At 63.0% G+C, this 16,888-nt stretch carries 20 protein-coding genes; 3 read left to right on the forward strand and 17 right to left on the reverse strand.

Going from position 1 to position 16,888, the window contains the following annotated elements; genetic code table 11:
- Positions 1–15 precede the first annotated feature (15 nt).
- Positions 16–324, forward strand: a complete 309-nt coding sequence (locus WC509_04215) for a zinc-ribbon domain-containing protein (GenBank protein MFA5006652.1) — start codon at positions 16–18, stop codon at positions 322–324.
- A 13-nt stretch (positions 325–337) separates the two neighbouring features.
- On the forward strand, positions 338–676 hold the full coding sequence (locus WC509_04220; GenBank protein MFA5006653.1) for a zinc-ribbon domain-containing protein: 339 nt from the start codon (positions 338–340) through the stop codon (positions 674–676).
- Between the two features lie 50 nt (positions 677–726).
- Here WC509_04220 and WC509_04225 read toward each other — a convergent pair whose 3' ends face one another.
- The 11 genes from WC509_04225 to WC509_04275 all read right to left on the reverse strand — a co-directional run bounded on the left by WC509_04225 (position 727) and on the right by WC509_04275 (position 9,014).
- Positions 727–1,071, reverse strand: coding sequence for a TM2 domain-containing protein (locus WC509_04225; GenBank protein MFA5006654.1), 345 nt, complete (start codon positions 1,069–1,071; stop codon positions 727–729).
- A gap of 93 nt (positions 1,072–1,164) precedes the next feature.
- Complete coding sequence (locus WC509_04230) at positions 1,165–1,440, reverse strand: hypothetical protein (GenBank protein ID MFA5006655.1); 276 nt, start codon at positions 1,438–1,440, stop codon at positions 1,165–1,167.
- Positions 1,437–1,580 carry a hypothetical protein gene (locus WC509_04235; GenBank protein MFA5006656.1) on the reverse strand — a complete coding sequence of 48 codons (144 nt, stop codon included), beginning with the start codon at positions 1,578–1,580 and terminating at the stop codon, positions 1,437–1,439. Before WC509_04235 ends, WC509_04230 begins: the two co-directional genes overlap by 4 nt.
- The gene (locus WC509_04240; GenBank protein ID MFA5006657.1) at positions 1,577–2,530 is read right to left on the reverse strand and encodes a metallophosphoesterase; all 954 of its coding nucleotides are present in this window, start codon (positions 2,528–2,530) and stop codon (positions 1,577–1,579) included. The genes WC509_04235 and WC509_04240 overlap by 4 nt, the downstream gene beginning before the upstream one ends.
- Before the next feature lie 70 nt (positions 2,531–2,600).
- Positions 2,601–2,957, reverse strand: a complete 357-nt coding sequence (locus tag WC509_04245; GenBank protein ID MFA5006658.1) for a hypothetical protein — start codon at positions 2,955–2,957, stop codon at positions 2,601–2,603.
- Positions 2,944–3,978 carry a hypothetical protein gene (locus WC509_04250; GenBank protein ID MFA5006659.1) on the reverse strand — a complete coding sequence of 345 codons (1,035 nt, stop codon included), beginning with the start codon at positions 3,976–3,978 and terminating at the stop codon, positions 2,944–2,946. Before WC509_04250 ends, WC509_04245 begins: the two co-directional genes overlap by 14 nt.
- Complete coding sequence (locus WC509_04255; protein MFA5006660.1) at positions 3,978–4,337, reverse strand: InlB B-repeat-containing protein; 360 nt, start codon at positions 4,335–4,337, stop codon at positions 3,978–3,980. The genes WC509_04250 and WC509_04255 overlap by 1 nt, the downstream gene beginning before the upstream one ends.
- Positions 4,338–4,466: 129 nt before the next feature.
- On the reverse strand, positions 4,467–4,943 hold the full coding sequence (locus WC509_04260; GenBank protein ID MFA5006661.1) for a peptidylprolyl isomerase: 477 nt from the start codon (positions 4,941–4,943) through the stop codon (positions 4,467–4,469).
- 26 nt (positions 4,944–4,969) lie between these two features.
- Positions 4,970–6,346, reverse strand: a complete 1,377-nt coding sequence (locus WC509_04265) for a deoxyribodipyrimidine photo-lyase (GenBank protein MFA5006662.1) — start codon at positions 6,344–6,346, stop codon at positions 4,970–4,972.
- On the reverse strand, positions 6,343–7,611 hold the full coding sequence (locus WC509_04270; GenBank protein ID MFA5006663.1) for a metallopeptidase TldD-related protein: 1,269 nt from the start codon (positions 7,609–7,611) through the stop codon (positions 6,343–6,345). Before WC509_04270 ends, WC509_04265 begins: the two co-directional genes overlap by 4 nt.
- Positions 7,608–9,014, reverse strand: a complete 1,407-nt coding sequence (locus tag WC509_04275) for a TldD/PmbA family protein (GenBank protein ID MFA5006664.1) — start codon at positions 9,012–9,014, stop codon at positions 7,608–7,610. The genes WC509_04270 and WC509_04275 overlap by 4 nt, the downstream gene beginning before the upstream one ends.
- 163 nt (positions 9,015–9,177) lie before the next feature.
- On the opposite strand from WC509_04275, the gene WC509_04280 reads away from it, so the two are divergent.
- Positions 9,178–9,369: a DUF2892 domain-containing protein gene (locus tag WC509_04280; GenBank protein ID MFA5006665.1), complete on the forward strand. Its 192-nt coding sequence runs from the start codon at positions 9,178–9,180 to the stop codon at positions 9,367–9,369.
- Between the two features lie 58 nt (positions 9,370–9,427).
- Here WC509_04280 and phnE read toward each other — a convergent pair whose 3' ends face one another.
- The 6 genes from phnE to WC509_04310 form a co-directional block, all read right to left on the reverse strand.
- On the reverse strand, positions 9,428–10,243 hold the full coding sequence (gene phnE / locus WC509_04285) for a phosphonate ABC transporter, permease protein PhnE (protein ID MFA5006666.1): 816 nt from the start codon (positions 10,241–10,243) through the stop codon (positions 9,428–9,430).
- Entirely contained in the window at positions 10,240–11,055 is an 816-nt protein-coding gene (locus tag WC509_04290; protein MFA5006667.1) for an ABC transporter permease subunit, read from the reverse strand. Before WC509_04290 ends, phnE begins: the two co-directional genes overlap by 4 nt.
- A 2-nt stretch (positions 11,056–11,057) precedes the next feature.
- Positions 11,058–11,822, reverse strand: a complete 765-nt coding sequence (gene phnC, locus WC509_04295; GenBank protein ID MFA5006668.1) for a phosphonate ABC transporter ATP-binding protein — start codon at positions 11,820–11,822, stop codon at positions 11,058–11,060.
- 19 nt (positions 11,823–11,841) lie between these two features.
- Positions 11,842–12,885: a PhnD/SsuA/transferrin family substrate-binding protein gene (locus WC509_04300; protein ID MFA5006669.1), complete on the reverse strand. Its 1,044-nt coding sequence runs from the start codon at positions 12,883–12,885 to the stop codon at positions 11,842–11,844.
- Between the two features lie 160 nt (positions 12,886–13,045).
- Positions 13,046–15,250, reverse strand: a complete 2,205-nt coding sequence (locus WC509_04305; GenBank protein ID MFA5006670.1) for an aldo/keto reductase — start codon at positions 15,248–15,250, stop codon at positions 13,046–13,048.
- Positions 15,251–15,374: 124 nt separating this feature from the next.
- On the reverse strand, positions 15,375–16,859 hold the full coding sequence (locus WC509_04310) for a hypothetical protein (GenBank protein ID MFA5006671.1): 1,485 nt from the start codon (positions 16,857–16,859) through the stop codon (positions 15,375–15,377).
- Positions 16,860–16,888: the final 29 nt, after the last annotated feature.

Consider the following 16,888-nt stretch of genomic DNA (forward strand, 5'->3'; position numbering starts at 1 on the left):
CATAGGGGGTTCCACATGAAGTACTGCACCACCTGCGGCAAGGAACTGGCCGACAACGCCGTCTCCTGCCCGAACTGCGGTTACGTCTTCCCGAACGCCGGCGGCACGTCCGTTTCCGGCGTCCACGATGCGCCGAGCTTCGGCATCGCGCTCCTCGGCTTTCTCTTCCCGCTGATCGGCCTCATCCTGTACGTCGTATGGAAACCGGCGACCCCGCTCCGCGCGAAATCCGCCGGGAAGGGCGCGCTGACCGCGATCATCATCGGCGTCATCTTCTACATCATCGCCATCGCTTCCGGCGCGCTCTCCTATTTCTATTACTGAGGACCGGAGCCCTATGAAATACTGCCCCAACTGCGGCAAGCAGCTCGCCGACAACGCGGCGATGTGCCCGGGCTGCGGACACATGTTCCAGCCGGTCGGATCGGCCGCACGGGTCCCGGACCCGTCCGACGCGCCGAGCACCGGCTACGGCGTCCTCGGCTTCTTCTTCCCGCTCGTCGGCCTGATCCTCTTCCTCGTCTGGCAGGACAGTTTCCCCAAGCGGGGCAAGTCCGCCGGCAAGGGCGCGCTCATCAGCGTGATCGTGGGCGTCATCCTCTCGATCCTGTACGTGATCGCCATCGCGGTCCTGGTCGGCATCTACGGCTACGGCTTCATGAACTATCTCCACTAAAAAAACAGACGGAACCGGGGTCGACCCGATTCCGTCTTTTTTTTCTTCCGCTAGTCCTTGAGCGGATGCCCTTCGGCGTCCTTGTCGATCTTGCCGGTGAGGATGTAGATGCCTTCGACGAGTCCCCAGATGCCAGAGACGATCGGTCCGAGTCCGAAGGCGATCGCGCCGACCGTGCCGAGCAGGAGCTGGGTGACGGCCTTGTTGGTGAAGCCGAGATAGAAGTTGTGGATGCCGAGCGCGCCGAGGAAGATCGCGAGCAGTCCGGCGGCGAGTTTCGACTTGGAGTTCGGGTCGGCGACGACGGTCGCCTTCCCCTGGTTGACGGCGACGCCGCAGTGGATGCAGACGACGGCCTTGTCGTCGATCTCCTTGCCGCAGTTCATGCAGTACATGTTGGTACCCCCCTGGATGTTGGATGAATCGATTCTATTGTAAATGTCAACGGAGCGCCTGTCAAGGTGCTTTTTTCAAGCAAGGTCCCGGAATCAGGCGAAATGCGTGTAGAAGACCCAGAAAAGGGCGAGAAGCGAGAAGAAGAACGTCGTCGCCGCCAGTGCGCGGTAGAGCGTCGAGAATCGCGTCCGTTCCGATACCGCCCGGAAATAGCCGACGGAGAAGGGAAGGAGGACGATCGCGAGGAAGGCCGGAAGATCCGCCTTCGCGCGGATCGCGGCGACGATCCGAAGCGCGAACAGGAGTCCGAGTCCGGCAAGCACGATCCAGATCGAAGAGATCGAGAGGCCGATCAGGAATTCGATCATCTGCGGACACCCCCGACGAAGAAGACGCCGAGACCGACGACGGGCAGGGAAAGGAACCAGACGGAGCCGACCGCCCAGAAGAGGACGACGCCCCAGACGAAGACCGTGAACCAGGCGAAGAGCCGGTCGAGGCGTCTCATGCGCCCGCCTCGCTTTCAAGGAGCACGTAGGACGTCATCGCGCCGGCGGCGTCGATCGCGACGACGCGGCCGCCGCGCTCGAGGTTCCCGTAGGCGTTGAAGCCGCTGATGCGGCCGTACGCCAGCATGATCCCTTCGTGCACGACATAGAAGTCGTTCAGGTGGTCGTGGCCGACGAAGACGCCCTTCGTCTTCCCGGCCGCGGCCATCGCGTCGAAGAGGCCGGTGTCGACGCCCTGGGCGTAGACCTTGTCCTCGTCGAAGATCCCGACGTAGCCTTCGGAATCGATGAACTGGCGGAGCGGCATGTGCATGTAGGCGACCGAGCCGGTCGTGTCGTCGGCGACCTGACCTTCATACCACGCGACCTGGGAGGCGCGGACATAGTCGTACTCGCCTTCCTCCTCGGTGTAGACCTCGCGCTCGGCGTGCGAGTCGAAGAAATAGAGATGGTAGAAGGGGACGCCGTCCTTCGTGAAGCGGATCGCGAAGTTTCCGACGCCGCCTTCCTCGAGTTCCGGCCCGACCTTGAAGCGGAGCCACGTCGTGTCGCCGATGCCGGCGAGGTATTCCTGGTAGCTCGAATGGTCGGTCTCGTGGTTTCCGAAGACGAAGGTCCAGGGGACTTCGAGGCCCTCCATCGTCCGGATCAGCCGGCGGAAGAGACTCGGCCCTATGTTCGAGAGCACCATGTCGCCGGTGATGACGACGAGGTCGAAGTCGTCCGCCTTCACGAGGGTCTCGATCAGCGCGAGCGTCGCGCGGTCCTGGGCGTCGATTCCGTAGGTGAGGTGGAGGTCGGTGAGCTGCAAGATCTTGAGGGTATCGCGTTCCATCGCGATCTCGATCGGCGCATCGTCGGTGTAGGCGACGGGTTCGGGCGTGTTCGTGCAGGAGGACAGGACCGTCGCGAGAACCGCGACGACGGCGAGGAGAATGATTTTCTTCATAGGATTCCTTTCCGATCGACTTGTCTTCATTATACTACGTTTCGCGGCGTTTGCGCCGCGATCATGAACGTCAGCGGAGGATGCATCCGGTCAGCAGCGGCAGGATCGCGGATCCGAGGACGAAGCTCGCCGCATTGGAGAGAAGCGACCATCGGACCGCCGCCGGAGGATCGCGGAATAGAAGGGCGTAGGCCGCCGCCTCGATCGCGAACACCATCGTCTCGATCGCGAGGACGACGAGCCAGATCCAGACGCCCGAGGGGGCGATCCGGGCGAACAGCAGATTGGCGGCGGGGTTCGTCATGGCATTCAGGACGAGCGAGGCGATGAGCGCCTTGCCGTTTTGCCGCGCGAGGAAGAAGAGGACGGCGGCCTCGATCGCCGCCGTGAGCAGGAAGGCGAGGACGAGGGTCCTAGGCTCCGGCATGCGTGAGCGCCTCCTTCCGGCGCGGATCGCAGGCGAGGACGACCGCCGCGGGGACTGCGCAGAGAAGCAGCGTTGCGGAAAACGGCGCGTTTCCTTCGAGGACGAGCAGACCGAGAACGTATCCCGGGAACAGCGTCGCGGCGACGAGGCCGAAGCCGAACGCCTCCCGGCCCGGATAGCGGCGGTTGACGAGCGCTAGGGTGAGCGGCATCGTCATGTTGAAGGCGAATGTGGCGGCGATGAACGTGGCCGTCCACCCTGGAAAGAAGCCGTAGAGCAGGACCGCAAGTCCGACCGAGACGAGCGCTGTCGGCCGGATGCCGATCCGATCGGCGACGAAGCCGCCCGCGGCCTTCCCGAGGGAAGCGGAGACGGCGATGGCGACGAGGACGGCAGGTCCGTCGGCCCAGTCCGTCGGCGCCGCCTTGCCGAGGAGCGCCCGCAGGAACGCCGTCGCGAGAAGGAGGACGATCCAGACGGTCTCGCGCGCACCGATCCGCGGGAGGGGGGCGGCGGGAGCCGGCGCTTCGTCCCGCGGGAGCAGTTCCGACGCAAGCAGGCACAGTCCCATGACCAGAAGGAAGCCGAGGGCGACCGTCGTCGTCGGAAAAAACGTGCCGACCGCCAGACCCGTCGCGCCGGATGCGACGAAGACGCCGGCGGGAGCCGAACGGCCCTTCGACCGGGCGAGCACGTATTTGCCGCCGGCGACGTGGAAGAGTCCGTTCCCGAGGCCGAGCGATACCGCCGCAAGCGGAACGGGCAGCGCGATCGCCGCGGACGCCGCGACGACGAGCAGCGAAACGCGAAGCCAGAAGCGGTCATGTCCCGTACGATCGACGATCCGGCCGAAAAGCGGCTGGAGGACGAAAGCGACGGCATTGTAGGCGATGAAGACGAACAGCGGGATCCCGGAATCGGTCACCGCGTAGAGACGTGAAAAGACCGCGACGGCGCAGAGGCCGTCGACGGAAAGATGGAGACCTGCGTAGAGGGCCGTCCTGGCCCGGAAGAACTTCATCAGGGCTGCGGGATCTCTTCGACCGGGAGTTCCTCCCAGTGCGCGCAGACGATGAGGGCGTTGCGGTCTCCCTGCCAGTACTGGTCGCCCGCCGGAACCGGCGTTCCGAATGAAAACGGGGTCTCGCCGTCCAGAAGATACCAGCCGGCGAATTCATAGCCTTCCCGGACCGGGTCCGCGACTTCGGTCGCCTCGATGACGCCGCCGACGTCGACCCATGTCGAATGGAGGCACGTCCACTCCCGCTGGTCTTCCACGAAGACGACCTGAACGGACGAAGGCTCGCTGCAGGACGGAAACGCCATCACGTCGGCGAAATACAGGCCGACGCAGAACAGGAACAGGATCGCGTTACGCATGGTGAACCCTCCGTTTCGTTGACTTCACGCCGTCATTATACACGATTCGAAGGATTCAATCAACGCCGCGGCCAATCTTTTCAAAGAGAGTGCGGCGTTCCGGGATTCGCGGAATGCCGCACGGACGATTCATTCGGAGACGACGACCTTCTCGATCGCGACGTCCTGGAGCGGCCGATCCTGCCGGTCGGTCGGGACCGACGCGATCGCATCGAGGGTCTCGAAGCCGGACGTCATCCGCCCGAAGGCGGCGTAGGCGCCGTCGAGGTGCGGACTGGCCTTGTGCATCACGAAGAACTGCGAGGAGGCCGAGTCGGGCACCATCGTGCGCGCCATCGAGATCACGCCGCGCTCGTGCTTCAGGTCGTTCTGCACGCCGTTCTGGCGGAATTCGCCCTTGATCGTCCGGACCTTGCCGGACCCGGCGCCGCCCTGGATCATGAAGTTCCTGATGACGCGATGGAAGATCGCGCCTTCGTAATAGCCGCGGGTCGCCAGGTCGATGAAGTTCGCGACCGTGTTCGGCGCCGCCGCGGGTTCGAGTTCGAAGGTCATCGGAGCGTAGCCCCGGACGTGGATCGTGACGATCGGTTTCTTGGGTTCCATGGAATGTCCTTTCCGAAGCGGATGGCCTAGGGCCGTTTGTCGGGAATCGAGGCGACGCGCGCGACGTAGCTCCTCATGTCGTACTTGCGCTCGAGTCCCCTGTCGTTCATGTACCGGAGCGTCCCGAAGACGGGACGTTCGCCCCACGGGCGGTCGTGCTTCCCGAAGCACCAGGCGGCGCCGGCGTAACCGTTCGCGTCGCGGCCGTCGAGGAACCAGCGGTCGTCGAGGGCGACGATCGTCTCGTAGGCGGTCCGAAAGGACGGCGTCCACTCGATGATCTTCTTCGCCCAGTACATGCGCATGGTGGTGTGCATGAAGCCGCTCTTGCGCATCTCCGCCATCGCCGCGTTATAGTACGGGTCGGCGGTGTTGCCGGCCTCGAGGTCGGCGAAGGAATACAGGACGGGACGGGGATCGTCCGCATGCTCGGTCATCGTGCGGTACGCCCAGGGTTCCGTCATCGTCTCGAATTTGTCGTATCCGGCGGTATGCCACACGAAGTTGACCGCCAGTTCGCGGCGCACGAGAAGTTGTTCGAGGTAGTCGTCGAAGGCGGCGTCGCGAAGCGTTCCGGCGGCGTGCGCGGCCGTGATCCGGTCGAGCAGTTCGACCGCGGCGATCTGTCCGAAATGGAGGTACGGGGACATTCCCGAGGTGAGCTCCCCGCCGGGATCGGAAGCGTCGGGATAACGGTCCGCCGCGGTTTCGAGAAAACGCTCGAAGCGGCGGAGGGCCTCCGTCCGGCCGCCCTGGAAGACGGGGCTTTCCGGCACCGAGGCGTCGACGCCCGCGGGGATCGTCCAGTCGCGTGGTCCGGCGGCGGCGGCGCGGATCCGGACTTCGGGGATCACGCCGTCCGACAGGAAGGAACCGTACTGGCGCATGAGCGCGGGACGGATCGCGTAGGCGGCGTAGGCGGCCTTCGGATAGGCGAGGCGGACCGGGACGACGACGTCGGAATCGACCTCGAGGAAGCGGAGGGAAGGATGGTGCGCGCGGACGGCATCGGCGAGCCGCGTCCGCCAGGTGCGCTGGTGGGAGAGGTAGCCGGTGTCGCAGACGAGCGCGCATGCGTCGCCGAGCATTCCTCCGACCACGGTCGCGGGATCGCCGCGGCGGAGGACGAAGCCGATTCCGCGTCGATCCAGTTCGGCCGCGGTCTCGCGGAGGCCTTCGAACATGAAGGCGAAGGAACGGAGGTTGGCGCCGGGATAGGACGGATCGACGACGAAGACGACCGTGACCGGCAGTCCCGCGTCGTTGGCGATCCCGACGGCCGTCGCGAGGGCGTGGTTCCGATGGACCCGCTGGCTCTGCTGCATCCAATAGATGACGTGCGTCCCGCCGGCGTCGGGGCGGCCTTCCTGACGGACGACGACGCGCCGGGGGTCGGCCGTCAAAGGACGTCCATGCCCTTCAGAAGCAGGAATTTCGGCCCGCGGTACCGGAGGCCGTCGACCGTTTCCTTCGAGAGGACGAGGTCGGACAGGACGGCTTCGATGCGGCCGCTGAAGGAGAAGCCGGAGACGGGGATGTAGTTCTTGCCGTCGAACCAGACGGCGAGGCGGACTTCGCCGCCGATGTAATCGCTGTAGACGTCGATCTGGATGCCCGAGAGGGCGATGATCTCGAGGTGCGGCTTCTTCATGATCTTCGCCGCGGTCGTGGTCCCGCGGGCCACGGCAAGCGTCGGGAAGGATCCCGTCGGCTTCATCCCGAGGTATTGGGCGTATTGGTTGGATCCGTAATGCGAGACGAGCTTGCCTTGATCCACGACCGTGACCGGAGCGAGCAGGACGCCATCCCGGTCGAAGGCGTCCGCCTTCGTCGAGAGCGTCCAGCCGACCGTGAGGCGATCGCCCTTCGGATCCTTCTGGATCATGTCGCCGATTTGCTTGTCGGTGCTCTTGCGGTAGACGCCTTCGTAGGAAAGGTCGCCGATCAGTTCGCGGAAGAACTCCTCGACCTCGTCGCTGCGGAGGACGACGTCGGCCTTGCCGATCGCCGGCAGCCGGCCGGCGTCGTAGCGGAGGGCGACGTCCGCGATCGCGGTCTTCGCGTCCTCGCGGACCTTCTCGAGGTCGACGGTCTTGTAGGCGAACATCCGGATCAGTTCGACCTTGCGGTCGGGTCCGTCGTGCGAGGGGATCGCCTCGACGTCCACCTTGGCGGTGGTCTTCGTCAGGTCGACGCCTTCGGAGTTCACGATCCGGACGGTGGTCCGGGTATGGAAGACTTCGAGGGCGTTGAAGCGCGAGACGGGGGTGGAAGCCTCGAAGAAGGCGCTTGCGACGCCGTCGATCAGTTCGTACGGGTCGGAGGCGTCCTCCTTCTCCTTCCAGGTGCGGCGGCGTTCACCCTTGACGAGGTCGAAGGCGGCGTTCTTGACGAACTGCGCGGCGAAGACGGCCTCGGCGACCTTGCGGTCGATCTCGGCTTTGGACTGGACGCGGCCGACGGCGAAGGACGACGAGCCGAGGTACCGCCCGTCCGCGCCGTGCCGGCGGTAGACGGTGACGGTCCATTCGCGCGTCTCGACGCGCCGCGAGGTCTCCTTCTTCTGCATCACGTAGAAGACCTGGGAGGCGACGGTCGCCGTTTCGTTCACGAGCCATCCGGAGACGGCCGGGTTGGCCGCGAGGGCGTTCACGAGTTTTCTGATCATCCGATCTTCACCGTCGCTTTCAGACAAGGACCGCCGTCGGAGACGCGGACGAATTCCTTGTATCCCTTGCCGCAGGAGCCGCTGCCGATGACGTCGAAGTCGTTCGACACGGCGGTGATCGACTCGAGGAGGTCGATCACGTAGCCGGACATCACGACCGGCGAGACGATCTTGCCGGTGAACTTGCCGTCCTTGATCTCGCGGCCGTAGTGGGCGGTGCACTGGATGCCCCAGTTCTTCGGGTCCTCCATGCCGTTGTTGGTCTGGACGATGTAGTAGCCGTCCTTGATCGAGGCGATCATCTCGGAAAGGGACGAGCGTCCCTTCTCGAAGAAGGTGTTGGTCATGCGCGTGTAGGCCTTGCGCTTGTACGATTCGCGCCGGCTGTTGCCGGTCGGGACGGTGCCGAGCTGAAGCGCCGAGAGTACGTCGGAGATGCCGTCGACGAGGATGCCCTTGTCGATGATCCTGGTGTCGCCGGCGAGGACGCCGTCGTCGTCGAAGAAGTACGAGGCGACCGAGAAGGCGGAGGCGGCCCCGTCACGCATGCTGACGAGGCGCGAGGCCACCTTCTTGCCCATGTAGTCCTTGGCGGCGGCGCGATCCTTCACGAACATGTCCATCTCGACGCCGTGGCCGAAGGCCTCGTGGGCGATCAGTCCGGTGATCGAGGGATCGGTGACGATCTCGTAGACGCCCGGCTTCGGGGGTTCGGAGTCGAGCAGTTCGATCGCGAGCTTCGCCGTCGACGCCATCGACGCCTTCAGGTCGGCGAGGGCGCGTTCGACGGAATTCGTGCCGAATCCGTCGTAGGCGTACTTGGCGTTCTCGCCGCGGCGGGCGAGGACGAAGGAACGGGGATTGGACCAGGTGTAGTATTGCGCGAGGTCTTTGTCCCGGGAGATGAAGATCTTCGAGATCTCGACCGTCTCGACGCTCGCGCGGGCGTTCGCGACGAGGGGGTCGGACTTGATCGTCTCGTCGACGTAGGCCTTCAGGGTGGCGATGATCTCCTCGGCCGTGAAGTCACGACCGACGTTCTTGCGCGTGAACCGTTTCCTGAGGGGCGTCTCGACGAGCGCGCCGACGGCGACCGGCGGGACGGTGCCCTTCGCGGCGACGAGCCGGTCGACGGCGTCGACGACGGCGGCGAGATGCTTCGGGTCGAGGACGTTGGTCGAATATTCGACGTATCCGCGGCCGTCGAAGACCTTGACGACGAAGCCGCATTCGGTGAGGGGGCTCGGAACGACGTTCGTGGTCGAACGGTCGACGGCGACGGTGAGTCCTTCGACGTCGGTTCCGAGGACGCTCGCGTAGGCGTACTTCTCGCCGAGCAGGCGCACGAGTTCGCGGATCGCCGGCTGTTTCGATTTCAGGTATTTCGAGAATGTTCCAGTCATGGGGATACCTCCGGTACATTCATTATATCATCTGTCGCGCGAACGCGAGGCGTTTTCGTGCCCGGACGAGCGCTTTTCGGGGGACGGGAGCGTCCGTGAGCGTCCTTCGGGACAAAGCCCGCTTCCGGGTGTATCATGGAATCGTGAGAAGGAGAGTGAAAACATGAAGAAGAATGTCGGAAACGTCGATCGCGCCATCCGCCTCGGAGTCGGCGCCGTCCTCGTGATCCTCGCCGTCGCGATCCCGTTCTGGTGGCTTCTGATCCCCGCCGCCATCGCCCTCGCCACCGCCGCGGTCCAGCGCTGCCCGCTGTACCTGCCGTTCAAGATCGACACCAACAAGGACAAGCACTGAGTTCATCGAAACGCAAAGAGACCCGGAAGGCGACTTCCGGGTCTCTTTGCTCGTTTCTTCAGACCAGTTTCTTGCGCAGCGCCGAGGAGATGCTGTCCACGGCGAGGACCATCACCATGATGGCGACGATGACGCCCGGAAGGCTGACCCACGACGGCGGGTTCGAGTACAGGATGATCAGGGTGCCGAGTCCCCCGGCGCCGATCGCGCCGAGCACGGTCGCCGAACGCACGTTGATGTCGAGACGGTACAAGGCGATGGACGACATCAGCGGCATGAGTTGGGGCAGGATGCCGAAGCGGAGTTTCTGCAGCGAATCGGCTCCGACGGCGTCGAGCGCCTCGATCGAACTGCGATCCATGCTGTCGATCGCTTCCGAGAACAGCTTCCCGAGCATCCCCACGGAGTGGATGCCGATGACGAAGATGCCCGTGATCGGACCGGTGCCGATCCCCTTGACCAGGATGAACGCCAGGATGATCTCCGGAAACACGCGGATGATGACGAGGAAGAACCGTCCGATCCTCGCGACGCGTTTGCCGACGACGTTTTCCGCGGCCAGGAAACTGGCCGGAACCGCAAGAATCCCGCCCACCAGCGTGCCGATGAAGGCGATCGCCAGCGTCTGGATCGCATAGTATGCGATGCTTTGGCTGAACGTGAATTCTCCATACCCGAGGACGGTCGACCAGTCGATGTTCAGAAAGCCCCGGATGATTCCCAGGAAGACATACGGGATCTGCGGGAATCGGAGCGGATTGATGGTCGCCCCGTCAAACGAGAGCACCAGAATCGTGCCGATCGCGGCGACGAACAGCAGGTTCATGATCCATTTCTTCGGTTTCTTCGCGAGAACGTTCCGCAGACGGTTCATGCCAGCTTCCTCCTCACGACATCGGAGAACAGCTGGATGATGACGCAGATGATGAAGATCAGGATGATCGCGCCTCCGACCTTGTCGTAGTCCGTCATCTCGCTGTCCTTCATGACCGTGCCGATGCTGCTGATGCCGACATAGCTGAGGATAGCCGAGGAGCGGATGTTCGTCTCCAGGATGTAGATGGCGTATCCGACGTAATCGGGGAACACCTGGGGAAACACCGCGTACCGGATCGCCTGGAGTTTGTTCGCTCCCGTGGACTCGAGCGCCTCGACGATGTTCATGTCGATCGTCTCGATCAGTTCATAGAGCATCTTGACCATGATGCCGAAGGTGAAGAGGGCGATCGCGAACAGACCGGCCAGAATGCCGGTCCCCACGAAACTGATGCAGATCGCGGCAAGGACCGGAATCGGGATGGTGCGAAACAGGTTGAGAAGGAATCGGAACGGGGTATAGATCCACTTGGTCTTCACGATGTTCTTCGACGAGAGCAGGGAAAACGGCACCGCGAACAGTGCGCCGATGACGGTTCCCCCGTAGCACATCTGGAGGGTGGTCACCATCACGTTCTGGAGTTTGAGGATATAGGCGAAGTAATCGCCCCAGTCCTCTCCTCGATGCGGCGAGAACAGCTTCTTCAGGATGACCGGAAGCTCTTCAGGGTGGAATTGGATGCCGATGCTGTCGAGCGAGACGAGATAGGCGAAGAGGACCGTGAGTCCGCCGATGACGACGAGCACGATCCAACTCTTGTTATGTGGCTTGTATACGATCTTCCCGTTGGTGAGCGTGATTTTCGCCATCGTCATTCACCGAGGATTTCGTTGTGCTTGAGGGCTCGGCCGTAGATCTCGACGAGCTTCGCCTCGGTGATCGCCTGCGCGGGTCCGTCGAAGACGATCTGGCCGTCCTTGATGCCGATGATGCGCTGCGCGTACTTGAGGGCCAGGTCGACGTGATGCATGTTGGCGACGATCGTGATCCCGAAGTCGCGGTTGATGCGGGCGAAGTCGTCCATGACCTGGACCGTGGTGATCGGGTCGAGCGAGGCGACCGGTTCGTCGGCCAGGATCAGCTTCGGCTTCTGCGTGAGGGCGCGGGCGAGCGCGACGCGCTGCTGCTGTCCGCCGGACAGCTGGTCGGCGCGCGTGAACGCCTTGTCGAGGATTCCCATCGTGTCGAGCGATTCGAGCGCAAGGATCTTGTCCTCCGTCGGGAACAGCCCGAACAACGTGCGAAAGGTAGGGTGGAAACCCACCCTACCCGTCAATACGTTGCTGAACACGGACATCCGTTTGACCAGATTGAAGGACTGGAAGATCATGCCGATGTTCCGTCGGAGGATCCGCAATTCCTTGCCTCTGACGGTGCTGATGTCGACATCATCGATGTAGAGTTGTCCCGCGGTGATGGAAATCATCCTGTTGATGGAACGGAGAAGCGTCGATTTTCCTGCGCCGGATAATCCGATGATGGCGACGAATTCGCCATCGTTGATCTCCAAATTGACGTTTCGGAGCGCCTGGACGCCATTGGGATAGGTTTTCGAAACGTCAACGAATCTGATCATGGGGACCCCCTGTGGATGATTATGCTACGGGATTCAAGAAACGGTACAGAGCTCTTTCGCCATCGTAATCGGAATCGACGGCAACGAGATATCCCTTGTGGTTGTAGATCTGCAGCGCATCGTAGCCGTCCGTCGTCGCGATGATGGCGATGAAGGCGTTCTGGATGGCGGTCTTGAGTCCGGTGGACAGACTGGCCAGACCGGAGATCGTATCGTTGTAGATCGGCGTGGTCAGGGCGGCGACCTGCGTGACTTCGTAGATGTTCAGTGTCGGGTTCGCCTCTTGCCAGGCGGCGTAGGCGGTCGCATGGTTGCGCGAATCGAAGAACGTGAAGACGCCGTCGACCTCATTGTTGAGCAGCGCGAGAACGGCCGTCTGATGTCCGGAAATCGTGGTATATCCGACTTCGCCTTCGGCGGCGTTGGGGCCTTCGGCGTTCGGCACGAACTTCATGTCGTTGTCGTCGAGAAGCAGCGACGGATACACGTAGCCGGAGCCCGATGTGGTCGACTGGGTGCCGATGTTCTTGCCCTTCAGCCAGTCGATTCCGGCCGCCTCGTAGGCTGCCATGTCTTCCTGACGGATCAGCAGCATCGAGTAGTAGGAACTGACCTTGACGGCGGAGTTGGTCGTCGCGTCGTAGCCGGTGGTGTTGGCGTTCTCGATGATCGTCGCGGGATCGGTGATGACGACGTTGCCGGCACCGAGTTGGGCGTTGTAGGCGTCGCGGACCGACGTCAGAAGGACCTCGACCTCCCCGGGATACTCGGTCGTCACGTAGGCGTACTGCTGGGCGGTGAGGAAGGCGACGTGAACCTGTCCCGACACCATCGCTTCGATGGCGGAGGCGTAGCTCGTACTGATGCTGATGTTGACGTTGATGTCATAACCGGCGGCGAGCAGCTGGGCTTCCACCATGCCTTCCAGCGATTTGAGTTTGAGCAGGAGCGCTGAATCGACGGCGGTACTCGGAACGAACTGCACGATGAGCGTTTCCGGATCCTGCGGAAGCGTGGTCTCTTCGGTGCATGCGGTGATGCCGAACGCAAACAAGAGAAGCACAATCAATCCCAAAACCTTTTTCACTAGCTTGATCCCCCTTTTATCTATTTTTGAATCGTAAATCGTCTCCATTATATAAGCGTACGCATGCATAAGTCAACCCCGAAAAAGAATCTCATGGCGATTTTTCGGTCGTATCCGCATGCCCGAAAGGACGAGTTCAGCGCGTCTTTTCCGGTTCGATCTCGATGCAGTAGTCGAGGATCACGTCGCCGGACGCGTCTTCCGCGGTGAAGCGGCCGTCGACGTAGCGTTCGAAGTACCATGGTTCCGATTTGACCTTGAGCCCCTTCGCCTGCGCGGCCGCGACCGAGGACCCGTGCGTCCGTTCGCCGTAGATTTCGCCGTTCTCGCGGTTGCCCTTGATCCATGAGGTCGAGACGTCGAAGGCGGCGAAGTCGACGTGGTCGTAGCCTTCCGGTACCGGCGTCCCGGGCGGGCAGAAGACGCCGATCCAGTACTGGAAGACGGGCACGCAGCGCATCAGGCCGACGTACGCGCCGCCTTCCTGCGTGTTCAAGGTCAGTTTTTCGAGCGGCGCGAACCGTCCCGTCGCGAACCATTCGCCCCACATCGCCCCGTAGCTTCCGTAGGCGTCGCGGTCGCCGTCGCCATAGCGCTTCCCGATGAAGCGCGACGCGGGGATCGTCTCGCGGTAGGTGTTGACGAGCCGCATCCCCGTCCCACCTTCCTGACGCAGGCTCTCGTAGAGGCTCGCGATCTCCTGCATGCGTTCCGGAATCATGATCTTCTGCGGGCAGTGGGTGAGGCATTCGCCGCACCACACGCAGCGGTCGGCGCGGCTTTCCGGCGCCAGTTCCTCGTAAGCCGAAACGAAGGCGCGCTTGCGGCGATTGATCGCATACTCGTTATGGATCCGGAACAGGCGCGGGATGTCGACGCCGTTCGGACAGGGCATGCAGTAGCGGCAGCCCGTGCACGGGATCGTGCGGTTCTTCAGGAAGGCTTCGAGCGCGTTTCCGACGACGGCCTCCTCCTCCGCACCGAGCGGGCGGAAAGCGGACATCGTCCTCACGTTGTCCTCGACCTGCGCCGCATCCGACATGCCGGAGAGCACGACCATGACCTGATCCTTCGATGCGGCGTAGCGGATCGCCCAGGAGGCGAGCGACGCCGCGGGATCGGCGGTCCGGAAGACGCCGGCGGCTTCGGGCGAGAGGGTCGCGAGCAGGCCGCCGCGGACCGGTTCCATGACGATCACGGGCAGCCCGGCCGCGGCGACGATCTCATACTGGCGCTTCGCGTCCTGCAGGTCCCAGTCGAGGTAGTTGAGCTGCAGCTGGACGAAGTCCCACTGGCGCGCGTGGATGATCTTCTCGAGCACGTCCGGCGTGTCGTGAAACGAAAAGCCGAGATGACGGATCCTGCCCGCCGCCTTCATCTCGTCGAGGAAGGCCATCACCCCCGGGATCTGGTAGGGCTTGAAGTTCTCCTCGCCGAGCGCGTGGCAGAGATAGAAGTCGAAATACTCGACCTGGCAGCGCGAAAGCTGTTCCTGGAAGTAGCGTTCCGCGTCCTCGCGCGAATGGACGAGCCATCCCGGCATCTTCGTCGCCAGGAAGAACGATTCGCGCGGGTATTTCGCGAGCGCCCGGCCGACGAACGGCTCGGACAGACCGTGGTGGTACGGATAAGCGGTATCGAAGTAGCTGACGCCGTGCGCATAGGCGAAATCGATCATCTTCAGCGCCAGTTCCTCGTCGATCTCGGGCTTGCCCGGCTCGAGCACCGGCAGGCGCATGCATCCGAAGCCGAGCAGGGAGGGATTCCGTTCGATTCCCTTGAAACGCGTTTCCTTGACGTGGACTCTTTCCATGACGGTCACCTCGGGGGGAAGATGGGAGACGCCGACGACCCGGTAATGGGGCGCGTAGGCGGCGTTGAAGACGGGACTGTGGTGGATCGGGCGGATGCCTTCCTCGAGGGTCGCCGCGACCCGCGCGGCGTCATCAGGCGTCCCGAGGACGCCGGTTTCGATCAGGCGGAGCAGGACTCCGACGCGCGCCAGAAAGCGGTCGCGAAGCGTCCCGGCGGCTTCTGCGAGCTCGGTCATCGAGCGGTGGAAGGCTTCGGCGAGCGTCGCGGATCCGCAAAGGCCGGCGCGGACGCAGGACAGGTCGACGCGGACGTATCCGCCGCCGATGTCCTCGACCGTCGGTAGCCGATCGGCCGGCGTCGCCGCGAGTTCCTCTTCCAGATAGGCCTTGATCCGCGTGAGCGATGGATCGTTTCCGAAATGGCGGGGTCCGAAGGTGTTCTGGTAGAGCAGCTTGAGATGGTCGTCGACGGTCATCTTCGGATAGCGGACCGCATGCACGCGTAGGATTCGTTCGATCTCGTCCATCGGCAGCACCTCCCCGACTCTTCCATTATACTATGACATGAAACGGACGCGTCATCCTGATTTCGACGAGGACGAAAAAACTCGCGGCCGAAGCCGCGAGTCGACGATCGTATGGAGTTGTGAATCAGTCGACCGTACCGATCGACAGGGCGAAGGAGACGGTCATGTTGGCGGCGATGATGTTGTTGTCGGCATCGAGATCCCAGCCGTCCACGTAGATGCGGAAGGTGAGGATCGTGGGGGTGTTCCCGGCGAAGGCGCTGATGATCTCGGAGGTGTGGTCGACGGGTGCCCCGGCCGCGGCCGAGAACGCCGCATTGAAGTCGAGGATGCGGTTGAACTGACCCTTGGCGATCAGGCCCCTGCCCGCGATGAAGGTGAACTCGTCGGCGCCGGCGGTGAAGTAGTCCGGATCCGCATCGACGAAGGCATAGGCGACGGAGTCGTCGGAGGTGTCGATGATGTCCGACGTTCCGGCCGCGCCGAACCAGTAGTACGCGACGCTGCCCGCGTCCGCCGCCGCTTCGTCCGCGGCGATCGACGTGCTTGCGATTTCATAGGATGCATATCCCACGGAACCGCGGAGATAGTCGTAGGCGTAATCGACGTCGCTTCCGTAGATGATCGACGTGGCACCCGCGGTCACCGAAAGCCTGGTGGCGTTGATCGCATCGTCCTGTTCATCCATCGCGTTGACGCCCGCGAGGATGTCCAGGTCCGACAGGTACAGGTCGTAGGCGGTCGTTCCCTGCGAGAGCAACCAGAGCTTGAACTCGATGATCCGGCCGGCGGCGGCGTTGACATCGCCGGCAAGCAGCGGATCGAGCGTGCGGTTCAGGTCGTCGTTGGGGGACCAGAAGCGTTTCAACTGGTCGCCGCGGACGGCGGCGTAGGCGGTGTTGACGGCGGTGACCGGCTGAAGTCTCCAGGAGGCGATGTCGGCGTAGACGCCGCTCGCGAGGAAGTCGGCGATCTCGAGGTAGTTGTGGTAGGTGGTCGCATCGTACAGCCCCGCACCGGTCTTCGCGAGCGCGGCGGTATCGTAGAGGACTTCCTCGTTCAGCACCTCGGCGAGCGCATCGTCGATGAGGCGATAGTCGACCGTTCCCGTCGGATCCATGTCCTCGAGGGTGTACTCGGTGCCGCTGGTCGGCAGTTCGAAATGGTCGGTGACGTAATCGAAGACGACCTGGTTGTCGCCGTCGAGGATGTCGGTGGTTCCGACGGCGCCGGCGTAATGGAACTCGTTCGAATGTTCGACGTCGTGGACGATGATGTCGGCGCCGAGCACGAGGTTCCCGTCGACGTCGATCGTGTAGGACGGCGTGGTTTCGACGTAGTGCGGAGAAGGAAGCGCCACATACGTGTAGACGGTGGTTCCGTCCAGCCTCCGGATGTCGCTCGAACCGACGGCCCCCGCGAAATAGTAGGCGTCCTCGTCGTAGACGCGGACCAGCAGGGACGGCGAGGTCTTGACGTTCAGCTCGATCGAGCCGACCGTCACGGTGTTGGATACGGTGAACCAGGCGAAGGTCGATCCGAGCGTCGTCAAAAGCGCCAGAACCAGCACGAATGCGGAAACCGTGACCTTTCTCTTCAGTGATTGCATAGTGATCTCCTTGAATGAAGAAATGAGGT

The organism is Candidatus Izemoplasmatales bacterium (genome assembly GCA_041649275.1).
Lineage (GTDB): Bacteria > Bacillota_I > Bacilli_A > Izemoplasmatales > Hujiaoplasmataceae > UBA12489.